Below are 19,749 nucleotides of genomic sequence, written 5' to 3'. Positions count from 1 at the left end.
CTCCTCTACACGAGGCGTTAAGAAGGGGCCCTTCCTTACACCTCAGCAGCCGGGGAGGCGCTCGATCAGGTAGCGCTCGACCTGGTCCAGCGAGACGCGCTCCTGGGCCATCGTGTCCCGGTTCCGGACCGTCACGGCGTTGTCGTCGAGCGTGTCGAAGTCGACGGTGACGCAGAACGGCGTGCCGATCTCGTCCTGCCGGCGGTAGCGGCGGCCGATCGCCTGCGAGTCGTCGAACTCGACCACCCAGCGCTTGCGCAGGTCGGTGGCGAGCTGCTTGGCCTTCGGCGACAGCGCCTCGTTGCGCGACAGCGGCAGCACGGCGACCTTGACCGGAGCCAGCCGCGGGTCGAACCGCATGACGGTGCGCTTGTCCACGCCGCCCTTGGTGTTCGGCGCCTCGTCCTCGTCGTACGCCTCGAGCAGGAACGCCAGCACCGCGCGGGTGAGGCCGGCGGCCGGCTCGATCACGTACGGCATCCAGCGCTCGCCCTTGCCCTGGTCGAAGTACGACAGGTCGACGCCGGAGTGCTTGCTGTGCGTGGACAGGTCGAAGTCGGTGCGGTTGGCGATGCCCTCCAGCTCGGCGAACTCGCTGCCGCCGAACCGGAACCGGTACTCGATGTCGACGGTGCGCTTCGAGTAGTGGGAGAGCTTCTCCTTGGGGTGCTCGTAGAAGCGCAGGTTCTCCTCGGACAGGCCGAGGTCGAGGTACCAGTTCCAGCGCTCGGAGAGCCAGTACTCGTGCCACTGCTCGTCGGTGCCGGGCTCGACGAAGAACTCCATCTCCATCTGCTCGAACTCACGGGTCCGGAAGATGAAGTTGCCGGGGGTGATCTCGTTGCGGAACGACTTGCCGGTCTGCGCGATGCCGAACGGCGGCTTCTTGCGGGCGACCGTCTCCACGTTCTTGTAGTTGACGAAGATGCCCTGGGCGGTCTCCGGGCGCAGGTAGTGCATGCCCTCGTCGCTCTCCACCGGGCCCAGGTAGGTCTTCATCAGGCCGTTGAACATCTTCGGCTCGGTGAAGGTGCCCTTGTTGCCGCAGTTGGGGCAGTTCAGCTCCGTCAGCGAGGTCAGCGGCTTGCCGTGCTTGGCCTCGTACGCCTCTTCCAGGTGGTCGGCCCGGAACCGCTTGTGGCAGGACTGGCACTCGGTGAGCGGGTCGACGAACTCCGCGATGTGGCCGCTGGCCTCCCAGACCTTGCGGGCCAGGATGACCGCCGAGTCGAGGCCGACGACGTCGTCGCGCTGCTGCACCATGGTCCGCCACCACTGCCGGCGGACGTTCTCCTTCAGCTCGACGCCGAGCGGACCGTAGTCCCACGCCGACCGGGTGCCCCCGTAGATCTCGCTGGAGGGAAAGACGAAGCCCCGGCGCTTGGCGAGGCTGGTGACGGCGTCGATACGGTCGGCTGGCATGTTTCCTCCTACGCCGGCTGGCGGTCGGCGCGGTTGAGATGGATGGAACCGGGCTGTTCGGGACAACGGTACGACCGTGTCCGTCCCGAGCCCAGCAGAATACCGGGGGCCGGTCAGCTCACCCCGCAGACCTCCACGCCGCCCGTCTGCTGGTCCGGCGCCAGCGTCACGGTCTGCGCCTCCCGGCGGCCGCCGGCGAGCGTGACGTCCACCGGCACGGTGAGCGTGTTGAGGTCGACCTCGCCGACCCGGTAGCCGGAGATCTGCGGCTCGGTGGCCACCCGCCGCTCGAACTCGCGCCGGGGCTCGCGTCGCCGGATGTCGTCGCAGAGCGTGTCGTACGCCTTGGACCACTCACGGGCCACGAGCGCCTGGTAGTAGTCGTTCGTGACGGCCCGGCCCTGCTCGCCGATCGCCTGGGCGTTGCTCACGGCCAGGCCGACCACCGCCGCGCCGCCCCCGCCGCAGCAGATCAGCACGGCGAGCGCGCCCGCGCCGAGGCCGAGCCAGAGCCGGGTCCGCCCGCCCTCGGTGGGCGGGGCGGCGAACGGCGGCGCGGCGCCGGGCCCCTGCGGCGGCGTGGGCACCCCGGAGTCCGCCGGCGGCGCGGGCGGAACTGACGACGGGGGTGGCGCGGCCGGTCCGGGAGCGGTCATACGCGCCAGGGTAGTGCCCCGGCACTCAGCGGTACGGACCTGCGGCACGATCGCTGGCGACGACGACGATCTCACCCTCCGGGGCGGCGCTGGCGAGCGTCTCGTACGCCGACGGCTCGTCCACCGATCGGGCGAGCAGCGGCACGGCGGTGACCTTGACGTCGAATCCGCCGAGTGTCCGGCGGTACGCACCGACCGACTCCCACTCGGTGACCAGGAGCCAGTGGGCCGGGTCGTCGAGCGCCCGCAGCAGTTCACCGCGCAGGTAGCCGGGGCGGGCGGCGAGCGCGGCCAGCGCGGCGTGCGCCGCACGGGTGAACTCGTCCACCGTTTCGGCTTCCACCACGAAGCGGTTGGTGACCAGCACGGGGTTCCTCCTCGTAGAGTTTGTGGCATGCAGCGTACGCAGAGTCCCGTGCTGTCCCGCTTGGCGCGGCTCAACCCGACGGCGGTGTTCCTGGCCGCGCTGGCCCTGGTGCTTGTCGGCCTGTTCGCGCCCGGCCCGGCGGGTGGCGTCCTGCTGCTCGTGCTGGCCGGCGGGCTGGTCTGGCTGATGTCGGTCACCTGGCCGGTGCAGGCCCCGGCGACCCGGATGCTCCGGCTGGTGATGGTGACCTTGTTGATCGCGGTGGCGCTGGCGAAGCTGATGGTGGGCTGACCCGGGAAGCCGAGCTGACCTGCGCTGACATGCAATCATGCGTTTTTGACAATAATTTTCGTTGTCACGGACAGTTGAGCCCATGACCGTTCGCGCACCCCGCCGCATCCTGACCGCCGCAACCACCGCCCTGCTCGCCGCCGCCGGCCTGACCGCCTGCGCGGACGGTACAGGCGGCGCGAGCGAGCCGGGCAGGGTCGACGTGGTGGCCGCGTTCTACCCGCTCCAGTTCCTGGCCGAGCGGATCGGCGGCGACACGGTCGCGGTCAGCAACCTGACCAAGCCCGGCGCCGAGCCGCACGACCTGGAACTCAACCCGCGGCAGGTCGGCCAGATCGTCGACGCCGACGTGGTCGTCTACCTCAGCGGCTTCCAGCCGGCGGTGGACGAGGCGGTGGAGCAGAACGGCGGCGACCGCGCGTTCGACGTGGCCGGTGTCACGCCGCTGCGGGACGCCGCCGCCGGTGGGCACGACCACGACCACGAGGGCGAGGGCGAGGCCGGGCACGCCGAGGAGGGCGGCGGCAAGGACCCGCACGTCTGGCTCGACCCGACCCGGCTGGCCACCATCGGCGACAAGCTCGCCGAGCGCCTCGGCAAGGCCGACCCGGACCACGCCGCCGACTACACCGCCCGCGCCGGCGCGCTGCGTGCCGAGCTGACGAAGCTCGACACCGAGTACGCCGACGGCCTGCGCACCTGCCAGCGCCGGGAGATCGTCACCAGCCACACCGCGTTCGGCTACCTGACCGAGCGCTACCAGCTGGAGCAGATCGGCATCAGCGGGCTCACCCCGGAGTCCGAGCCGTCCCCGAAGCGCCTCGCCGAGGTCGCCGAGGAGGCCCGGGAGCACCAGGCCGGCACGATCTTCTTCGAGACGCTCGTCAGCCCGAAGGTCGCCGAGACGATCGCGCGTGAGGTCGGGGCGAAGACGGCGGTCCTGGACCCGCTGGAGGGCCCGCCCGCCGACGGCGACTACCTCTCCGCGATGCGCACCAACCTGCAGACCCTGCGAACCGCTCTGGACTGTTCATGACCTCACCCGTGATCGAGATCGCGCACGCCACCGTCGGCTACGACGGCCGCCCGGTGCTGCGTGACGTCTCGCTGACAGTGACCGCTTCAGAGGTGGTCGCCGTGCTCGGTGCCAACGGCTCCGGCAAGTCGACGCTCGTGCGCGCGGCGCTCGGCCTGGTGCCGCTCGGCGCCGGGTCGGTCGCCCTGTTCGGCACGCCGCAGCGCCGCTTCCGGCAGTGGCACCGCATCGGGTACGTGCCGCAGCGGCTCGGCGCGGGCAGCGGGGTGCCCGCCACCGTGCGCGAGGTGGTGGCGTCCGGGCGGCTGGCCCGCCGGGGCGTGCTGCGTCCGGCCGGGCGGGCGGACCGGGAGGCGGTGGCGGCGGCGCTGGACGCGGTCGGGCTCGCCGACCGGGCCGGTGACCCGGTGTCCACGCTCTCCGGCGGCCAGCAGCAGCGCACCCTGATCGCCCGCGCGCTCGCCGGCGGGCCGGAGCTGCTGGTGCTCGACGAGCCGACCGCCGGGGTGGACGCGGCCAGCCAGGAGGCGTTCGCCGGGGCGCTGCGCGCGTTCCGCGACGGCGGCGGCACGGTGCTGCTCGTCGCGCACGAGCTGGGCCCGCTGCGCCCGCTGATCAGCCGGGCCGTGGTGGTGCACCAGGGCGGGATCGCCCACGACGGCGCGGTGCCCGAACCGGCCGGCCACCACGCCGACCCGGACCACGAGCACGTGCACCCGCACTGCGACGAGGAGCCCGCCCGGCTCTGGACAGGCATCTGAGATGGATCTCTTCCAGTACGACTTCATGCTCCGCGCCCTGGTCGGCGCGTTGATCATCGGGCTGGCCGCCCCGGCGCTCGGCATCTACCTGGTGCAGCGGCGGCTGGCGTTGATCGGCGACGGGCTCGGGCACGTGGCGCTCACCGGCGTCGGCGCGGGACTGCTGCTCAACCGCTCGCCCGTGCTGGTGGCGGTGATCGCCGCGACGCTCGGCGCGGTGGTGATCGAGCTGGTCCGCGCGTACGGGCGCACCTCCGGTGACCTGGCGCTGGCGCTGCTGTTCTACGGCGGCATCGCCGGCGGCGTGATGCTGGTCGGACTCTCCGACGCCAGCAGTGGATCGCTCAACGCGTACCTGTTCGGGTCGCTGACCACCACCTCCCGCACCGACCTGATCACCATCGGCGTGCTCGGCGCGGTGCTGCTGGTGACCATGCTGGTGCTGCGTCCGGCGTTGTTCGCGGTGTGCCACGACGAGGAGTACGCCCGGGTGTCCGGCCTGCCGGTGCGGACGCTGAACCTGGTCATCGCGGTCGGTACCGCGGTCACGGTGACCATCGCGATGCGGGCGGTCGGGGTGCTGCTGATCAGCGCGCTGATGGTGGTGCCGGTGGCGACCGCGCAGCAGGTGACCCGGGGCTTCCGCTCCACCATGACGGCGGCCATGGCGCTGGGCCTGTTCGCCGCCGGCACCGGGGTCTGGGTGGCCGCCACCGCCGACACCGCACCCGGCGCGTCGGTGGTGCTCGTGGCGATCGGCTCGTTCCTGCTGGTCGCGCTCGCGGCGGCCGGTGCGCGGGCGCTACGGCGGCGGGCGCGGGCCGACCGGGCCACGCCGCCGCCCGAGCCGGTCGAGCACGAGGTGCTGCTGCGGTGAGGCCCTGCCCGCCGGCGCAGCTGGGATTGGTTACCGTTACAGGGTGACCGGCACGAACGGGTACGACGCCTTCGAGGGTGCGGGTGACCTGCTGCGCGCGCTCTCGGCCCCGATCCGGCTCGCGATCGTCAGCGAGCTGGCCGAGGGCGAACGCTGCGTGCACGAGCTGGTCGAGAAGCTCGGCGCGCCGCAGCCGCTGGTCTCCCAGCACCTGCGGGTGCTGCGCGGCGCCGGGGTGGTGCGCGGGTCGCGGCGCGGCCGGGAGATCGCGTACGCGCTGGTCGACGACCACGTCGCGCACATCGTGGCGGACGCCGTCAGTCACGCCGGTGAAGGGTCGCACTGAGCGGGAAATCGGCCAGGTGCCGACGCGCCCGCGCCGTGGGACGCTGTCCGGCGTGAAGATCTACGCCGACCGTTTTCCCACCGCCGTCCGCCAGTTCCTCACCGACCTGCTCGTGGTCGTCTGGGTGTACGCGGCGATCCGCTTCGCGCTGTGGCTGCACGACGTGGTCGAGAAGCTCGCCGTACCCGGGCAGAAGCTGGAGGGGGCCGGCGGTGGTCTCGCCGACAACCTGGCCGACGCCGGCGGCAAGGTCGGCCGGGTGCCGATCGTCGGCGACGAGCTGACCGCGCCGTTCACCCGCGCCGCCGACGCCGCCCGCGCGGTCGCCGAGGCGGGCCGCGACCAGCAGGAGCTGGTCGGGCAGCTGGCGCTCGGGCTGACCGTCGCGGTGCTGGTGTTCCCGCTCGGCCTGGTGCTGTTCGGCTGGCTGCCGCTGCGCCTGCGCTGGATGCGCCGGGCCGGCGCGGCGAAGGCCCTGGCGGGCGTACCGGCCGGACGGGATCTGCTGGCGCTGCGCGCGCTTGCGGGTCAGCCGCTGTCGAAGCTGACCCGGATCGCACCCGACGTCGCCGAGGCGTGGCGGCGCGGCGACGACGCGACAGTCGACGCGCTCGCCGCGCTGGAGCTGCGCGAACTGGGGCTGCGCGGCGGCCGGTAAGGTGTGCCGGTGCTGTACTTCCTGATCGTCGTCGCCGTGCTGCTGCTGGCGTACGCGGCCGTGCTGGTGAGTTTCGTCCGCAAGGGCCGCAAGATCCCGCCGTCGGCGTACCTGGTGCTGGCCGGTCTCAACGGCCTGATCCTGGCCGGCGTCCTGGCCTGGGCGATCGCGCGCTGACCGCCCGCGGCGGCCGTCCGGGTGGGACGACCGCCGCGGGCGGGGCGGGGTCAGCCGGCGGGCGGGATGCGACGGCGGACGTCCTGCTCGGTGGACGCCCCCGGTTCCCAGCGGGCCACCCAGGGCAGGTCGGCGGGCGGGGTGACGACACCCTCCTCCACCGAGGCGTACCGGCCGGCGACGATCCGCTTGGCGGCGGCCACGTCGACCGAGTCGGTGTTCGACCACAGGCCGGTGAACAGCTCGTCGACGCGCAGCCGCGCCTGACGGCAGAACAGGTCGGCCAGCTCGACGTTCTCCGGGTGCGCGTCCCGCTCGGCGTAGGCCCGGACGCAGACCGCGCTCATCGCGAACAGCTCCGCCCCGATGTCCACCACCCTGCCGAGGAACGCCTGCTTGCGCTCCATCTTCCCCTGCCACCGGGACATCGCGTAGAACGTCGACCGGGCCAGCTTGCGGGAGGTCCGCTCGACGTGGCGCAGGTGCCCGGCCAGCGGCCCGAACTCCTGGTACGCCCCGGGCGTCTGCCCCTTGCCGACGGCGAGCGTGGGCAGCCACTTCGCGTAGAAGGCGCCGGCCCGCGCGCCCGCCTTGGCCTTGCGGCCCAGCCCGGCGTCCGGGTCGATGATGTCGCCGGCGACGGACAGGTGCGCGTCGACCGCCTCGCGGGCGATCAGCAGGTGCATGATCTCGGTGGAGCCCTCGAAGATCCGGTTGATCCGCAGGTCGCGCAGGAGCTGCTCGACGGCGGCCGGCCGTTCCCCGCGGGCGGCGAGCGAGTCGGCCGTCTCGTAGCCGCGGCCGCCGCGGATCTGGATCAGCTCGTCGGCGATCCGCCAGGCCATCTCGCTGGCGTAGAGCTTGACCAGCGCCGCCTCGATCCGGATGTCGTTGCGGTCGTCGTCGGCGAGCATGCAGGACAGGTCGAGCATCGACTCCATGCCGTACGTGGTGGCGGCGATGAAGGACAGCTTCTTCGCCACCGCCTCGTGCTCGCCCACCGGGCGGCCCCACTGGACCCGGTCCGCCGCCCACTCGCGGGCCACGTTGAGCGCCCACTTGCCGGCGCCCACACACATGGCCGGGAGCGAGAGCCGGCCGGTGTTCAACGTGGTCAACGCGATCTTGAGGCCCTTGCCCTCCCCGCCGATCACGTTCTCCTTCGGCACGAACACGTCGTGGAACCGGGTGAGGCTGTTCTCCAGGCCGCGCAGCCCGACGAAGGAGTTGCGCCGCTCCACGGTGATGCCGTCGCTGTCGCCCTCCACCACGAACGCGGTGATGCCGCCGCGGCGCCCCTCGCCGGCCGGTACCCGCGCCATCACCACGAGCAGCGTGGCGAGCGTGCCGTTCGTGGCCCAGAGCTTCACCCCGTTGAGGCGGTAGCCGGTGCCGTCGGCGGTGGGCTCGGCGGTGGTGGCGAGCCGGGCCGGGTCGGAGCCGACGTCCGGCTCGGTGAGCAGGAACGCGGAGACCTCACCGGCCGCGAGCCGGGGCAGGAACCGTTCCTTCTGCTCGGGTGTGCCGAACATCTTCAGCGGCTGCGGCACGCCGATCGACTGGTGCGCGGAGAGCAGCGCGCTGACCGCCGGGTTCACCGAGCCGACGAGCATCAGCGCCCGGCAGTAGTGCAGGTTGCTCAGCCCGAGCCCGCCGTACTTCCGGTCGATCTTCATGCCGAACGTGCCGAGCCCGGCCAGGCCGTGGAACACCTCGTCGGGGATACGCGCGTCCCGCTCGATCGCCTCACCGTCCACCTCGGACGTGAGATACGCGCGCAGCGAGCCGAGGAACTCGTCAGCGCGGGCCACCTCGGCCGGGTCGGGGCGGGGCCACGGGTCGATCAGGTCGAGCCGGAACCGGCCGAGGAACAGTTCCTTGCCGAAGCTGGGCCGGTCCCAGGCCGACTCGCGGGCCGCCTCGGCGACCTGGCGGGCCTCCTTCTCGGACACCTGGCCCGCCTCGGCGGGCAGCGGCCCCGCGCCGTCTGGTGACTCGGGCCGGCTGTTCTGTGTCGTGGTCACGGCTGCCTCCTCGTCGGTCCGGCTGCGTCGACGCGTGCGACGAAAACGACGCTACCCCCGGGTGTTACCCAGGGGTAGCGTTGCGTGCACGTCCGATTTGGCGGACCGTCAGTCGGTCAGCGACTGCGGGCTGTCGTCCTCGTCGTCGATGTCGTCCTCACCCCAGTTGCGCCGGCTGAACGGCAGGATCGCCCAGAAGGTCAGGAACCAGAGGCCGGTGAGCGCGCTGAGCAGGAACGCGATCGGCCGGTCCAGCACGAAGTCGGTGATCAGCAGGACCGAGCTGACCATCGCGATCAGCATGAAGAACAGGCCGCCGGTGGCCATCCGGTGGGCGAACCGGACCAGTTCCGGCTTGCGTCCCTGCCGGAACAACGCCCGGTGGAACGCGACCGGGGAAATGATCATCGCGGTGGCCGCGGCGGCGGACAGCAGCGCCACGATGTAGATGTCGCGCTGGAACTCCGTGGTCCGGTCGAACCCGGCGCTGAACGGCAGCGTCAGCAGAAAGGCGAAGAGGATCTGCACGCCGGTCTGCGCGACCCGCAGTTCCTGCAACAGGTCGGCGAAGTTGCGCTGCCAGCGCTGCTTCTCGGATTCCTTCGACACTCGCGGACCTCCCCGGGAGACGGCACAGCCGGCGGGTGAACGCCCACCGGCAGGACCGCCTGTGCCCCGTACGGGTGATCACGAAACCGGTTCAGGAACCGCGGCGGATCCGGCCCGCGTACCGTGCCTCCAGCTCGGCGTTGTGCTCGTCGCCGCCGGTGATGTTCGCGGACAGGTAGACCGGCGGGCGCTGCCCCGCCGCGACCAGCCGGGCCACCACCTCGGTGACGATCTGCTGCGCGAGCAGCGCCGCGGTGATCGAGGAGACCGCGCCGACCGCGCCGCCACCCGGCAGCGGCAGCGTGGCGTCGCCGTACGGGGCTCCGTTGTCCAGCACCACGTCGGCGAAGTCGGCGAGCTTGCGGCCGGACGGGTGCCGCGAGGTCATCCGGGCCGAGTGCTGCGCCGAAGTGATCGCCACCAGGCCGTGCCCGCGTTCCTTCACGATGGACGCGAACTCGACCATCGCGCCGTTCACGCCCGAGTTCGAGGCCAGCACGAACACGTCCTGCGGCCGGATGGGTGCCAGCTCGTAGAGGCGGTGCGCCACCGCCGGATCGCGTTCCAGCTTCGGGCCGAGCACGTCGGCCGGATCGCCGCCGATCAGCACCAGGTCCCGCAGCGCGATCCGGTTGGTGGGCACCAGCCCGCCGGCCCGCCCGGCGATCTCCATGGCCAGCGCCTCGGAGTGCCCGGTGCCGAACGCGTGCACCACACCGTCGGCGCGCAGCGCCGCCGCGATCAGGTCGGCCGCGTCGGCCACGTTGCGCCGCTGCGCGGCGGCCACCCGGGCGATCGTCTCGGTCACCACCGCCAGGTACGCCTCGGCGCTCACCGTCATGCCTCCTCCGTTCCTGCGCACCGGGCGAGGATCGCCTCGGCCAGCGGGCCGGGCGCCTCGTCCGGGATCCAGTGGCTGACCCCGGACAGCTCCAGGAACCGGTAGTCACCGGTGACGTGCGCGGCGCACGCCTGCGCCGCCGTCCGGCCGATCGCCACGTCCTTGTCGCTCCACACGAACGTCGTCGGCACCCCGACCGGGGTGACCGCCTTCATGTCCGCACCGGTCATCGCGCGATACCAGTTCAGCGCCGCCGTCAACGCGCCCGGCTCACGCATCGGCTCGGCGTAGCGCGCCACCGTACCGGCGTCGCCCACGCCGCTCAGCAGCTTGCGCAGCGTGGCGCCGTTCCACGCCAGTAGCACCTTCTCCGCCGTACCGGGCTTGCGGAACAACGCGATGTACGCGGACTTGACCTTCTGCCGGGGGTCGGTGGCGAGCGCGTGGCCCATCGCGGCCGGGTGCGGCACCGACACCGCGGTCAGCGTCCGCACCCGCTCCGGGTGCGCCGCCGCGAGGCCCCACGCCACGATCGCGCCCCAGTCGTGGCCGACCACGTGGGCGCGAGTCACCCCGAGCGCGTCGAGCACCGCCGCCGCGTCGGCCACCAGCTCCGGAATCCGGTACGCCCCGACGTCGGCCGGGCGCGCGCCGGGCGAGTAGCCGCGCTGGTCGAGCGCGTACGTGCGCAGCCCGGCGGCGTGCAGCGCGGGCGTGACCGCATCCCACTCGCCGGAGTGCTGCGGGAAGCCGTGCAGCAGCAGGACCGGGTCACCGTCCTCGGGGCCACCGGCGCGTACCTCGAACGTCAGTCCCCGCGCATCCACCAGCATGATCGCCACCATACCGACACTCGCCCTGCTGGGCCCCGGGCCGTGGTCGGTGCTAGCGTCTGCGACGAGACAACTTCACATCCGACAGGGGAGCGCACAGCGCTGAGAGTGCGGGCCGGTGCCCGCAGACCCTCGAACCTGATCTGGGTAATGCCAGCGCAGGGAGTTCGGTCGACCTCCAGCCGCGTCGCCGTCCGGTGACCACCGGGCGCGGCGTGCGTCTTCTCCTGGTTCACCTCGACGAACTGGGAGCCAACCGTGAACCGTACCGACAGCAACCGCTGGCGTACCGTCGACATCGTCGTCGCCTCGGTCATCGCCGTCGCCTTCGGCGTCGTGTTCCAGCTCTGGAACATCCTCTGGAAGGGCAGCGACGGACCGTTCGCCTTCTTCGCCCCGCTCCAGTCGGTCATGTACGGCGTCTGGCTCATCCCGGCCGTGCTGAGCGCGCTCATCGTCCGCAAGCCGGGAGCGGCACTGCTCACCGAGACGGTCGCCTCGGCGGTGTCGGTGCTGCTCGGCTCCCCCTACGGTGCGATGGCGATCCTCCAGGGCGCGGTGCAGGGCCTGGGCGTCGAGGCGGTCTTCGCGGCCACCCGGTACCGCCTCTACCGGCCGCTCACGGCGGCGCTCGCCGGTGCGTGCGGCGGCCTCTTCGCCACGCTGTTCGACGCCCTCTACTGGTACCCCGGCACGAGCTGGACGACGTTCCGGCTGCCGTACATCGCGTTCGGTGTGCTCAGTTGCCTGCTGGTGGCCGGCCTGGGCGCGGTGGCCCTCACGCGCGCGCTGGCGAACACCGGCGTCCTGGACCGCTTCCCCGCCGGCCGCGACCGCGCCCTGGTCTGACGCCCTCCATCGTGTTGATCATGAAGTTGGCGGCCGTTTCGGCACCCGTCATCGCCGTCAACCTCATGATCGACGGAGAAGAGGGGGTGGGTGGGCGGTGAGCGCTGTGGTGCTGCGGGGGTTCGGGTGGCGGCACGGGGGACGGAAACGCTGGGCTCTGCGCGGGGTGGATCTGCGGGTGGAGAGCGGCGAGCGGGTGCTGCTGCTCGGGCCCTCCGGGGCCGGGAAGAGCACGTTGCTGGCGGCGCTGGCCGGGCTGCTGCCGGAGGATTCCGGCGAGCAGGAGGGCACCGTCGAGATCGACGGGCTGGACCCGCGCAAGGCCCGCGAGCGCGTCGGCATCGTCTTCCAGGATCCGGAGACCCAGCTCGTCATGGCCCGCTCCGGTGACGACGTGGCGTTCGGGCTGGAGAACCGGGGCGTACCCGCCGGGGAGATCTGGCCCCGCGTCGACGAGGCGCTGCGCCGGGTCGGCTTCCCGTACGACAGGGACCGCCCCACCGCCGCGCTCAGCGGTGGCGAGCAGCAGCGGCTCGCGCTGGCCGGCACGCTCGCGCTGCGCCCCGGGCTGCTGCTGCTCGACGAGCCCACCGCCAACCTCGACCCGGCCGGTGCCACCCTGATCCGCCGGGCCGTCGCGAACGCGCTCGACCGGGACACCACGATGGTCCTGGTCGAGCACCGGGTCACCGAGGCGCTGCCGCTGGTCGACCGCGTCGTGGTGCTGGAACCCGGCGGCGGGGTCCGCGCCGACGGGCCACCCGACGCGGTGTTCGCCGCGCACGGCGACGCGCTGGCCGGCGCCGGGGTCTGGGTACCCGGCCACGTCGCGCCGCCCCGGCACGCCACCACGCCGCCCGGCGACGCGCTGCTCACCGCGGAGCGGCTCGGCCTGCCACCCCGGCTGAACCCCACCGATCTTCGGGTACGCGCCGGCGAGGCGCTCGCCGTCCTCGGCCCCAACGGGGCCGGCAAGTCCACACTGGCGCTGCTCCTGGGCGGCCTGCTGAAACCCGGCACGGGCACCGTCACCGCGTCGGCGGAACTCGCCGGGCGGGACGCGCGCACTCCCCCGCACCGCTGGCGGGCACCCGCGCTGGTACGCCGGATCGGTTCGGTCTTCCAGGACCCGGAGCACCAGTTCGTCACCGCCACGGTGCGCGACGAGCTGGCGCTCGGCCCGCGCCGCACCGGCCGGCCCGAGCCGGCGGTCACCGCCACCGTCGACGAGCTGCTGCACCGGTTGCGACTGGACCGGCTGGCCGGCGCCAACCCGTACACCCTCTCGGGTGGGGAGGCGCGGCGGCTGAGCGTGGCGACGGCGCTGGCCACCGCGCCCCGGCTGCTGATCTGCGACGAGCCCACGTTCGGCCAGGACCGGCGGACCTGGCTGGAGCTGGTCGACCTGCTCGCCGAGCTGCGCGACGCCGGGCACGGCGTGGTCACGGTGACCCACGACGAGGACTTCGTCGCCGCGCTGGCCGACCGGACGCTCACCCTGCACCGCTCCCCCGACGGGGTGGTCGCGTGATCGGCCTCGAACCGGTCGCCGCACCCGGCGCCCCGCTGGCCCGGCGCAACCCGGTGGCGAAGCTGGCCGCCGCTGTGGTCTTCACGCTGATCCTGGTGGCGACGCTCGACCCGGTGGCCCCGGCCATCGCCATCGCCGTCGAACTCGCGGTGCTGCCGCTGTTCGGTGTCCGCTACCGGGTGCTGGCCCGCCGGGCCTGGCCGCTGCTCGCCGGCGCCGTCGGCATCCTCGTCACGCTGGTGCTGTTCGCCGCCGACCGCTCTGGCCCGGTGCTGCTCCAGGCCGGGCCGATCCTGGTCACCCAGGGCGTGCTGATGACCGCGCTCGGGCTGGTGCTGCGCATGTTCGCGGTGGCGCTACCCGGCATCGTCGTGTTCGCCACCACCGACCCGACGGACCTGGCCGACGCGCTGATCCAGAACGCGAAGACGCCCGCCCGGTTCGCCATCGGGGCGCTCGCCGCGTTCCGGATGGTGCCGCTGCTGGAACAGGAGTGGCGGATGATCAGTATGGCCCGCCGGGCGCGCGGCGTGGACGCGGGCCGCAACCCGGTGGCGAAGCTGCGGCTGTTCGCGTCCACCGCGTTCACGCTGCTGGTGGGCGCGATCCGGCGGGGTACCCGGCTGGCGGTGGCGATGGACGCGCGGGGCTTCGACGCCGGCACCCCCCGCACCGTGGCCCGTCCCCAGCGCTTCACGAGCGCGGACACGCTGCTGGTCGTAGGAGCCGCCCTGCTGGCAGGCGCCGCCTTGGCGACAAGCATCGCCCTGGGCACCTTCCGCCCCTTGATCGGCTGACCCCTTCCCCTCGCTCTCCGCCTCGCCTCGCCTCGCCTCGGCTCGTTGATCATGAAGTTGACGGAACAGGTTGCCCGTTTTGTCGCCGCCAACCTCATGGTCAACCACGACCGGGCGAGATCTTGGTACGAAGTGGCCCCTAGAGGGGCCGAAATCTTCCAAGATTTCTGCGGGCGAGCGGCGAGGCGGCGTAGGAGGCGCTCGCCCGGGCAGGCCCGGGATGAGGGTCTGCCCGGGCCTGTGGCCGGGCCTGTCCGTCAGCTCCGGCGGAAGGCGTAGAACCGGGTCTGGCCGGCGCGCTGGCTACGGCCACTGAGCCGGGCCTTCCGCCCTGCCGGTGGGCCCGATCTCGGCGGCGTCACCGACGCGCCGGGCACAACCAGCGCCTCCGGGGGCGCCACCGACCCCGCAACCACGGCGGACACCCCCGCACCAATGGCGGGCGGCACCGTTGGCGCGGTCGCGGTGGGCGTCACCGCACCGATGGCGGGCGGCACCGCTGGCGCAACCACGATCGGCGGCACCGGGTCCGGGGACACGGTGGACGCTTCCGGCTCGGTGGGGAGCACCACCGCGGGCGGCGTCACGGTGAGCGCGTCGATCTTCGGCGCGGACTGCTTACGGGACTTCTTCGGATTGCGCTTCGCGGGCATTCGCGGGCCTCCTGTCGTGCGGGCGCGCCGACCGGGACGCGCCGAGCGAGGGGCTCCGATGCGTTCCGATCACGACAGACACCGCGACCGACGGTGGCGGGGAAGGAATGCGGACGCCCGGAGCAGGACGGGTCCACGGCACTGGCGGCGGTGGACCGGGCTCGGAGGTGGGGCGTCACTTACGCATGCGGCAACGCTATCCCGCCGCCCGGAGGTCCGCACTCGAATTAGCGAAGAGAACGCGAACGCGCCCACGCGAGACGCACTGCCACGCGCCGATCACGCCCTGTCGACGTCCCCGCCCGCTCCCCCGGCGACCGCGATACGGTCGCAGCACGGCAGCACGATCGAGAGGTGGCGGTACGCATGGCAGAGCAGGCGACGGCGCAGATCGGGGTCACCGGTCTGGCGGTGATGGGCCGCAACCTGGCCCGGAACCTGGCCCGCAACGGCTTCGCCGTGGCGGTGCACAACCGGTCGCCGGAACGTACCCGCAGCCTGGTCGCGGAGCACGGCGACGAGGGCACGTTCGTGCCGTCGGAGTCGCTCGCGGACTTCGTCGGCTCGCTGGAGCGGCCCCGCGCGGTGATCGTGATGGTGAAGGCCGGCGCGCCCACCGACGCGGTGATCGACGAGCTGATCCCGCTGCTGGAGGAGGGCGACATCGTCGTCGACTGCGGCAACGCGCACTTCGCCGACACCCGCCGCCGGGAGGAGGCGCTGCGCGCGCACGGCCTGCACTTCGTCGGCACCGGCGTGTCCGGCGGCGAGGAGGGCGCGCTGCTCGGCCCGAGCATCATGCCCGGCGGGTCGGCCGAGTCGTACCGCAAGCTCGGGCCGATCTTCGAGAGGATCGCCGCGCAGGTGGACGGCGAGCCCTGCTGCCGGCACATCGGGCCGGACGGCGCGGGCCACTTCGTGAAGATGGTGCACAACGGCATCGAGTACGCCGACATGCAGCTCATCGCCGAGGCGTACGACCTGTTGCGGGCCGGTCTGTCGGCGAGCCCGGCGGAGATCGCGGAGATCTTCCGGGAGTGGAACGGCGGCGAGCTGGGGTCGTTCCTCATCGAGATCACCGCCGACGTGCTCGGCCACACCGACGCGGCGACCGGCCGGCCGTTCGTGGACATCGTGCTGGACCAGGCCGAGCAGAAGGGCACCGGCCGCTGGACCGTGCAGAGCGCGCTGGACCTCGGCATCCCGATCACCGGCATCGCCGAGGCCACGTTCGCCCGGTCGCTGTCCGGGCACGCCGGCCAGCGGGAGGCCGCCCGCCGCGTGTTCGGCGACGCGGGCGACAAGTGGCAGGTGGACGACCGGGACGCGTTCGTCGAGGACGTGCGCCGCGCGCTGCTGGCCAGCAAGATCGTCGCGTACGCGCAGGGCTTCGACCACATCCGGGCCGGCAGCCGGGAGTACGACTGGGACATCGACCTGGGCGGCACGGCCACCATCTGGCGGGGCGGCTGCATCATCCGGGCCGGTTTCCTGGACCGGATCCGGGAGGCGTACGACGCGGAGCCGGACCTGTCGACGCTGCTCGTCGCGCCGTGGTTCGCCGAGCGGGTCAGCGCCGGCGTACCGGCCTGGCGACGGGTGGTGGCCGACGCGGCCCGGGCGGGCGTGCCGGCCCCGGCCTTCGGGTCGTCGCTGGCCTACTTCGACGCGCTGCGGGCGCAGCGCCTGCCGGCCGCGCTGATCCAGGGCCTGCGGGACGACTTCGGGGCGCACACCTACCACCGGGTGGACCGGGCCGGCTCGTTCCACACGCTCTGGGCGGGCGACCGCTCCGAAGTGGAGGCGTGAGCCCGGCGGGACGCCTCACCAGGCCCGCTGACCGTCCGGGTCGGGCGCCCAGCCGGCGGCCGGCTCACCCGCCGCCAGCTCGCCGATCTCACCGGAGCGGACGGCGGGGGTGTGCCCGAGGTCGGCGCACCACCGCTGGGCGACGTCGGCGCACAGCGCGGCGACGGCGTCCCGGCGGGCCGGCTCCACCAGCTCGGCGGCGGCCAGGGCAGCAGTCATCTCGTACCGGAGATCGCGCATCCTCCACCCCCGTGGCGGGCGCGCACCCGGCGGCGCGCCCTGCGCCGATCGTAGAGCGCGACGCCCCGCGCCCGGCGGGAAAGCCGGATGCGGGGCGTCACGGTCGGGCCGGATGCCGGCCGCGGCCACCAGGGCCGGACGTCGCGGTCAGAAGAACCGGCGACGCTTGGCCTTCTGCGGCCGGACCAGGTCGGCGCCCTTGGTCAGCAGACGGCTCACCCCGGACGGGCCGCGACGGGCCTCCAGGGTGTGGCTGAGCCGGCGCGCACCGGCCGCTGCCAGCGGCACGGCGACCGCCATGAACGCCCACTGCGCGATCCGCTTCTGAATCATGTGGTTCACCTCCGCGTTTGCTGTCTGGAGGTATCGGTACCCAGCGCGGCGCCTCGGTAAGCGTGACGTCAGGCGCCCGGGGCGACCGGGTTGGGCAGGGCACCGCCGAAGCGGCGGTCGCGCTGGGCGTACAGCTCGCAGGCGTACCAGAGGTGGCGGCGGTCGAAGTCGGGCCAGAGCGTGTCCAGGTAGACCAGCTCGGCGTACGCGGTCTGCCAGAGCAGGAAGTTGGAGATGCGCTGCTCGCCGGAGGGGCGCAGGAACAGGTCGACCTCGGGCACCTCGGGGTGGTAGAGGTACCGCGCCACCGTCTTCTCGTTCACCTTCGCCGGATCCAGCTTGCCGGCGGCGACGTCACGGGCGATCCCGGCGGCGGCGTCGGCGATCTCGGCCTGGCCGCCGTAGTTGACGCAGAACTGCAGCGTCAGCGTCGAGTTGCCGCGCGACATCTCCTCGGCGGTCTGCAGCTCGGAGATGACGCTCTTCCACAGCCGGCCGGCGCGGCCCGACCAGACCACCCGTACGCCCAGGTCGACGAGCTGGTCGCGGCGGCGGCGGATGACGTCCCTGTTGAAGCCCATCAGGAAGCGGACCTCGTCCGGCGAGCGCCGCCAGTTCTCGGTGGAGAACGCGTACGCCGACAGGTAGGGGATGCCCATCTCGATCGCGCCCTCGACGGCGTCGAACAGGCTGTGCTCGCCCTGCTCGTGCCCCTTGGTGCGGGGCAGCCCGCGCTCCTTGGCCCACCGGCCGTTGCCGTCCATCACGATGGCGACGTGCCGGGGCACCGCGGCGGGCGGCAGCGCCGGCGGACGGGCGCCGGAGGGGTGCGGGGTCGGCGGCACCGGCTCGCGGCGGGTCGCCCTCGTCGATCGGATCACTCGGTCATCTCCCTGTTCACACCGGCGACGGGCCCGGCGCCGGAGCGCGGCGGGACCACATCCGGCCCCGCGACGCCGGGCGGCGGGACCGCGCCGGCCGCCGGGGCACCCCGGTCGACCAGCGGCAGCGAGCGTAGCGCGCGCTCCAGATGCCACTGGAGGTGCGCCGCGACCAGCCCGCTGCACTCCCGGCGTACGCCGGTCTCCGCCGCGTCGGCGTACCCCCAGTCGCCGGAGGTCAGCGCGGACATCAGCTCCAGCGTGGCGGGCGCGGGGTGGGCGGCGCCGGGGGGCCGGCAGTCCGGGCAGACGGCACCGCCGGCCGGTACGGAGAACGCGCGGTGCCGGCCCGGCTCGCCGCACACGGCGCAGGCGGCGAGCGCCGGCGCCCAGCCGGCGAACGCCATGCCGCGCAGCAGGTACGCGTCGAGCACCAGCGTGGTGGCGTGCTCGCCCCGGGCGAGCGACTTCATCGCGCCGAGGGTGAGCTGGAACAGCCGCAGCGACGGCTCGCGCTCGACCGGGGTGAGCCGCTCGGCGGTCTCGGCGATCGCGCTGGCCGCGGTGTAGCGGGGGTAGTCGCCGAGGAACCGCTTGCCGTACAGCTCGATCGCCTCGACCTGGCTGACGGTGTGCAGCGAGCTGCCCTGGTTGCCCTTGGGGTCACCGGCGAGCTGGAGGTCGACGTGCCCGAACGGTTCCAGCCGCGCGCCGAACCGGCTCGTGGTGCGCCGCACGCCCCGGGCCACCGCCCGCAACCGGCCGTGCCGGCGGGTGAACAGCGTGATGATGCGGTCGGACTCGCCCAGCTTCTGCACACGCAGCACCACCGCGTCGTCGCGGTAGAGCTGTCGGCGGTACCCGGCCATCAGGCCATTCTCCCTCCGGGTGCGATCTCAGGGTCGGCTCGGGGTGGACCGGCGGGCGATCCCCGATGTGCCGGGTGCCGGGCCGGACCTAGTGTGCTGGCCATGGCTTCGCTCCGCACCGCGGTGGCCGCGACCGCTGCCGCCTCGCTCATCGTTCTCTCCGGGTGTGACACCCTCTCGTTCCGCCGCCTCGACTACGACCACACCGAGCGGACGAAGATCACGAAGATCACCGTGGACGACGACGGCGCCGGCGACGTCGTGGTGCGGGCCAACGGCCCCGCCGACCAGGTACGCGTCAAGCGCGTGGTCCGCTACCAGGGCGACGAGCCGACCAGCCGGTACGAGATCAAGGGCGACGAGCTCGTCCTGCCCACCGACTGCGGGCACCGGTGCAGCATCTCCTGGGAGGTGACCGCACCGCCCGGCGTGGTGATCCGCGGCGGCACCGGCTCGGGCAACGTCGACCTCACCGACGTGGGCGCCGTCGAATTCACGCTCAGCTCCGGCGACCTGACCATCAGGGGCGTCACCGGCGAGGTCCGCGCGTCCACCACGTCGGGCAACATCCGGGTCGTCGAGGCGGCCGGCCCGGTACGGCTGCGGGCCCGCTCCGGCGACATCGAGGCCCGCCGGCTCGCCTCCGCCGTCGACGTGGAGACCACCTCCGGCAACATCGTCGTCGAGCTGGACGAGCCGGCTCCGGCCCGGGCGCACGCCACGAGCGGCGACGTCGACCTCGCCGTACCGGCCGGCCGCTACCGGGTGCGCGCCACCGCGACGTCCGGCGACACCGACGTACGCGTCACCGACGACCCGACCGCGTCGGTGACGCTGGAGGCGTCCGCCACCAGCGGCAACGTCACGGTCAGCACGCGCTGAGCGGGCC

At 73.1% G+C, this 19,749-nt stretch carries 24 protein-coding genes and 1 riboswitch; of the genes, 12 read left to right on the top strand and 12 right to left on the bottom strand.

Annotated features, from left to right (window positions below; genetic code table 11):
• Positions 1 to 42: 42 nt before the first annotated feature.
• From ACPCK6_RS26370 to ACPCK6_RS26360, 3 genes are all read right to left on the bottom strand, one after another.
• Positions 43 to 1,422 (bottom strand): glycine--tRNA ligase, encoded by a 1,380-nt coding sequence (locus ACPCK6_RS26370; protein WP_013475540.1) that lies wholly within the window; start codon positions 1,420 to 1,422, stop codon positions 43 to 45.
• 113 nt (positions 1,423 to 1,535) lie between these two features.
• Positions 1,536 to 2,009 (bottom strand): Rv0361 family membrane protein, encoded by a 474-nt coding sequence (locus tag ACPCK6_RS26365; protein ID WP_318336408.1) that lies wholly within the window; start codon positions 2,007 to 2,009, stop codon positions 1,536 to 1,538.
• A gap of 94 nt (positions 2,010 to 2,103) precedes the next feature.
• Positions 2,104 to 2,445: an antibiotic biosynthesis monooxygenase family protein gene (locus ACPCK6_RS26360; protein WP_423482523.1), complete on the bottom strand. Its 342-nt coding sequence runs from the start codon at positions 2,443 to 2,445 to the stop codon at positions 2,104 to 2,106.
• Positions 2,446 to 2,472: 27 nt separating this feature from the next.
• Here ACPCK6_RS26360 and ACPCK6_RS26355 point away from each other — a divergent pair, with 27 nt between their 5' ends.
• The 7 genes from ACPCK6_RS26355 (at position 2,473) to ACPCK6_RS26325 (ending at position 6,591) form a co-directional block, all read left to right on the top strand.
• On the top strand, positions 2,473 to 2,736 hold the full coding sequence (locus ACPCK6_RS26355; protein ID WP_135241561.1) for a DUF6703 family protein: 264 nt from the start codon (positions 2,473 to 2,475) through the stop codon (positions 2,734 to 2,736).
• Positions 2,737 to 2,818: 82 nt separating this feature from the next.
• Positions 2,819 to 3,772, top strand: a complete 954-nt coding sequence (locus ACPCK6_RS26350) for a metal ABC transporter substrate-binding protein (protein ID WP_423482522.1) — start codon at positions 2,819 to 2,821, stop codon at positions 3,770 to 3,772.
• A complete protein-coding gene (locus ACPCK6_RS26345; protein ID WP_396882742.1) occupies positions 3,769 to 4,533 on the top strand; it encodes a metal ABC transporter ATP-binding protein in 765 nt (254 codons plus the stop codon). Before ACPCK6_RS26350 ends, ACPCK6_RS26345 begins: the two co-directional genes overlap by 4 nt.
• 1 nt (position 4,534) lies before the next feature.
• Positions 4,535 to 5,410, top strand: a complete 876-nt coding sequence (locus tag ACPCK6_RS26340; protein ID WP_423482521.1) for a metal ABC transporter permease — start codon at positions 4,535 to 4,537, stop codon at positions 5,408 to 5,410.
• Positions 5,411 to 5,453: 43 nt separating this feature from the next.
• Entirely contained in the window at positions 5,454 to 5,756 is a 303-nt protein-coding gene (locus ACPCK6_RS26335) for an ArsR/SmtB family transcription factor (protein ID WP_013287947.1), read from the top strand.
• A gap of 52 nt (positions 5,757 to 5,808) precedes the next feature.
• Positions 5,809 to 6,414 carry a hypothetical protein gene (locus ACPCK6_RS26330; RefSeq protein WP_194802331.1) on the top strand — a complete coding sequence of 202 codons (606 nt, stop codon included), beginning with the start codon at positions 5,809 to 5,811 and terminating at the stop codon, positions 6,412 to 6,414.
• A 9-nt stretch (positions 6,415 to 6,423) separates the two neighbouring features.
• Positions 6,424 to 6,591, top strand: a complete 168-nt coding sequence (locus ACPCK6_RS26325) for a hypothetical protein (protein ID WP_318335253.1) — start codon at positions 6,424 to 6,426, stop codon at positions 6,589 to 6,591.
• A 50-nt stretch (positions 6,592 to 6,641) separates the two neighbouring features.
• On the opposite strand, the gene ACPCK6_RS26320 is transcribed toward ACPCK6_RS26325, so the two are convergent.
• The 4 genes from ACPCK6_RS26320 to ACPCK6_RS26305 all read right to left on the bottom strand — a co-directional run bounded on the left by ACPCK6_RS26320 (position 6,642) and on the right by ACPCK6_RS26305 (position 10,898).
• Positions 6,642 to 8,615 (bottom strand): acyl-CoA dehydrogenase family protein, encoded by a 1,974-nt coding sequence (locus ACPCK6_RS26320; RefSeq protein ID WP_396882743.1) that lies wholly within the window; start codon positions 8,613 to 8,615, stop codon positions 6,642 to 6,644.
• A 108-nt stretch (positions 8,616 to 8,723) separates the two neighbouring features.
• Positions 8,724 to 9,224, bottom strand: a complete 501-nt coding sequence (locus ACPCK6_RS26315) for a DUF6328 family protein (RefSeq protein ID WP_396882745.1) — start codon at positions 9,222 to 9,224, stop codon at positions 8,724 to 8,726.
• 91 nt (positions 9,225 to 9,315) lie between these two features.
• Positions 9,316 to 10,065, bottom strand: a complete 750-nt coding sequence (locus tag ACPCK6_RS26310) for a sugar isomerase domain-containing protein (protein ID WP_423482520.1) — start codon at positions 10,063 to 10,065, stop codon at positions 9,316 to 9,318.
• Positions 10,062 to 10,898, bottom strand: a complete 837-nt coding sequence (locus ACPCK6_RS26305; protein ID WP_423482519.1) for an alpha/beta fold hydrolase — start codon at positions 10,896 to 10,898, stop codon at positions 10,062 to 10,064. The genes ACPCK6_RS26310 and ACPCK6_RS26305 overlap by 4 nt, the downstream gene beginning before the upstream one ends.
• Before the next feature lie 76 nt (positions 10,899 to 10,974).
• A riboswitch (TPP riboswitch) is annotated at positions 10,975 to 11,081 on the top strand.
• 75 nt (positions 11,082 to 11,156) lie between these two features.
• On the opposite strand from ACPCK6_RS26305, the gene ACPCK6_RS26300 reads away from it, so the two are divergent.
• The 3 genes from ACPCK6_RS26300 (at position 11,157) to ACPCK6_RS26290 (ending at position 14,075) form a co-directional block, all read left to right on the top strand.
• The gene (locus ACPCK6_RS26300; protein ID WP_355512807.1) at positions 11,157 to 11,747 is read left to right on the top strand and encodes an ECF transporter S component; all 591 of its coding nucleotides are present in this window, start codon (positions 11,157 to 11,159) and stop codon (positions 11,745 to 11,747) included.
• Positions 11,748 to 11,844: 97 nt separating this feature from the next.
• Complete coding sequence (locus ACPCK6_RS26295) at positions 11,845 to 13,278, top strand: ABC transporter ATP-binding protein (protein WP_423482518.1); 1,434 nt, start codon at positions 11,845 to 11,847, stop codon at positions 13,276 to 13,278.
• Positions 13,275 to 14,075 carry an energy-coupling factor transporter transmembrane component T family protein gene (locus ACPCK6_RS26290; protein WP_396882750.1) on the top strand — a complete coding sequence of 267 codons (801 nt, stop codon included), beginning with the start codon at positions 13,275 to 13,277 and terminating at the stop codon, positions 14,073 to 14,075. Before ACPCK6_RS26295 ends, ACPCK6_RS26290 begins: the two co-directional genes overlap by 4 nt.
• Positions 14,076 to 14,332: 257 nt before the next feature.
• On the opposite strand, the gene ACPCK6_RS26285 is transcribed toward ACPCK6_RS26290, so the two are convergent.
• The gene (locus ACPCK6_RS26285; RefSeq protein WP_423482517.1) at positions 14,333 to 14,728 is read right to left on the bottom strand and encodes a hypothetical protein; all 396 of its coding nucleotides are present in this window, start codon (positions 14,726 to 14,728) and stop codon (positions 14,333 to 14,335) included.
• 366 nt (positions 14,729 to 15,094) lie between these two features.
• Here ACPCK6_RS26285 and gnd point away from each other — a divergent pair, with 366 nt between their 5' ends.
• Positions 15,095 to 16,537, top strand: a complete 1,443-nt coding sequence (gene gnd, locus ACPCK6_RS26280) for an NADP-dependent phosphogluconate dehydrogenase (RefSeq protein WP_423482516.1) — start codon at positions 15,095 to 15,097, stop codon at positions 16,535 to 16,537.
• A 15-nt stretch (positions 16,538 to 16,552) separates the two neighbouring features.
• Here the strand turns inward: gnd and ACPCK6_RS26275 are convergent, their stop codons facing one another.
• The 4 genes from ACPCK6_RS26275 to recO all read right to left on the bottom strand — a co-directional run bounded on the left by ACPCK6_RS26275 (position 16,553) and on the right by recO (position 18,860).
• Positions 16,553 to 16,777, bottom strand: a complete 225-nt coding sequence (locus ACPCK6_RS26275; RefSeq protein ID WP_396882754.1) for a thioredoxin reductase — start codon at positions 16,775 to 16,777, stop codon at positions 16,553 to 16,555.
• A gap of 147 nt (positions 16,778 to 16,924) precedes the next feature.
• Positions 16,925 to 17,110 carry a hypothetical protein gene (locus tag ACPCK6_RS26270; RefSeq protein WP_194802342.1) on the bottom strand — a complete coding sequence of 62 codons (186 nt, stop codon included), beginning with the start codon at positions 17,108 to 17,110 and terminating at the stop codon, positions 16,925 to 16,927.
• A 68-nt stretch (positions 17,111 to 17,178) separates the two neighbouring features.
• The gene (locus ACPCK6_RS26265; protein ID WP_194802397.1) at positions 17,179 to 17,955 is read right to left on the bottom strand and encodes an isoprenyl transferase; all 777 of its coding nucleotides are present in this window, start codon (positions 17,953 to 17,955) and stop codon (positions 17,179 to 17,181) included.
• Positions 17,956 to 17,987: 32 nt separating this feature from the next.
• Positions 17,988 to 18,860 carry a DNA repair protein RecO gene (gene recO / locus ACPCK6_RS26260; RefSeq protein ID WP_194802343.1) on the bottom strand — a complete coding sequence of 291 codons (873 nt, stop codon included), beginning with the start codon at positions 18,858 to 18,860 and terminating at the stop codon, positions 17,988 to 17,990.
• Positions 18,861 to 18,962: 102 nt separating this feature from the next.
• On the opposite strand from recO, the gene ACPCK6_RS26255 reads away from it, so the two are divergent.
• Positions 18,963 to 19,742, top strand: a complete 780-nt coding sequence (locus ACPCK6_RS26255; protein WP_396882755.1) for a DUF4097 family beta strand repeat-containing protein — start codon at positions 18,963 to 18,965, stop codon at positions 19,740 to 19,742.
• The last annotated feature ends 7 nt before the right edge of the window (positions 19,743 to 19,749 follow it).

Source organism: Micromonospora sp. AB353 (assembly GCF_049538395.1).
Taxonomy (GTDB): Bacteria; Actinomycetota; Actinomycetes; order Mycobacteriales; family Micromonosporaceae; genus Micromonospora; species Micromonospora aurantiaca.
This window is presented reverse-complemented; position numbering and strand designations above follow the sequence as displayed.

What these genes read in the sequence shown, in the direction of transcription:
- ACPCK6_RS26370 (WP_013475540.1), bottom strand. Translation starts at nt 1,422, where the DNA reads ATGCCAGCCGACCGTATCGACGCCGTCACCAGCCTCGCCAAGCGCCGG.
- ACPCK6_RS26355 (WP_135241561.1), top strand. Translation starts at nt 2,473, where the DNA reads ATGCAGCGTACGCAGAGTCCCGTGCTGTCCCGCTTGGCGCGGCTCAAC.
- ACPCK6_RS26350 (WP_423482522.1), top strand. Translation starts at nt 2,819, where the DNA reads ATGACCGTTCGCGCACCCCGCCGCATCCTGACCGCCGCAACCACCGCC.
- ACPCK6_RS26345 (WP_396882742.1), top strand. Translation starts at nt 3,769, where the DNA reads ATGACCTCACCCGTGATCGAGATCGCGCACGCCACCGTCGGCTACGAC.
- ACPCK6_RS26340 (WP_423482521.1), top strand. Translation starts at nt 4,535, where the DNA reads ATGGATCTCTTCCAGTACGACTTCATGCTCCGCGCCCTGGTCGGCGCG.
- ACPCK6_RS26310 (WP_423482520.1), bottom strand. Translation starts at nt 10,065, where the DNA reads ATGACGGTGAGCGCCGAGGCGTACCTGGCGGTGGTGACCGAGACGATC.
- ACPCK6_RS26305 (WP_423482519.1), bottom strand. Translation starts at nt 10,898, where the DNA reads ATGCTGGTGGATGCGCGGGGACTGACGTTCGAGGTACGCGCCGGTGGC.
- ACPCK6_RS26285 (WP_423482517.1), bottom strand. Translation starts at nt 14,728, where the DNA reads ATGCCCGCGAAGCGCAATCCGAAGAAGTCCCGTAAGCAGTCCGCGCCG.
- gnd (WP_423482516.1), top strand. Translation starts at nt 15,095, where the DNA reads ATGGCAGAGCAGGCGACGGCGCAGATCGGGGTCACCGGTCTGGCGGTG.
- ACPCK6_RS26275 (WP_396882754.1), bottom strand. Translation starts at nt 16,777, where the DNA reads ATGCGCGATCTCCGGTACGAGATGACTGCTGCCCTGGCCGCCGCCGAG.
- ACPCK6_RS26270 (WP_194802342.1), bottom strand. Translation starts at nt 17,110, where the DNA reads ATGATTCAGAAGCGGATCGCGCAGTGGGCGTTCATGGCGGTCGCCGTG.
- recO (WP_194802343.1), bottom strand. Translation starts at nt 18,860, where the DNA reads ATGGCCGGGTACCGCCGACAGCTCTACCGCGACGACGCGGTGGTGCTG.
- ACPCK6_RS26255 (WP_396882755.1), top strand. Translation starts at nt 18,963, where the DNA reads ATGGCTTCGCTCCGCACCGCGGTGGCCGCGACCGCTGCCGCCTCGCTC.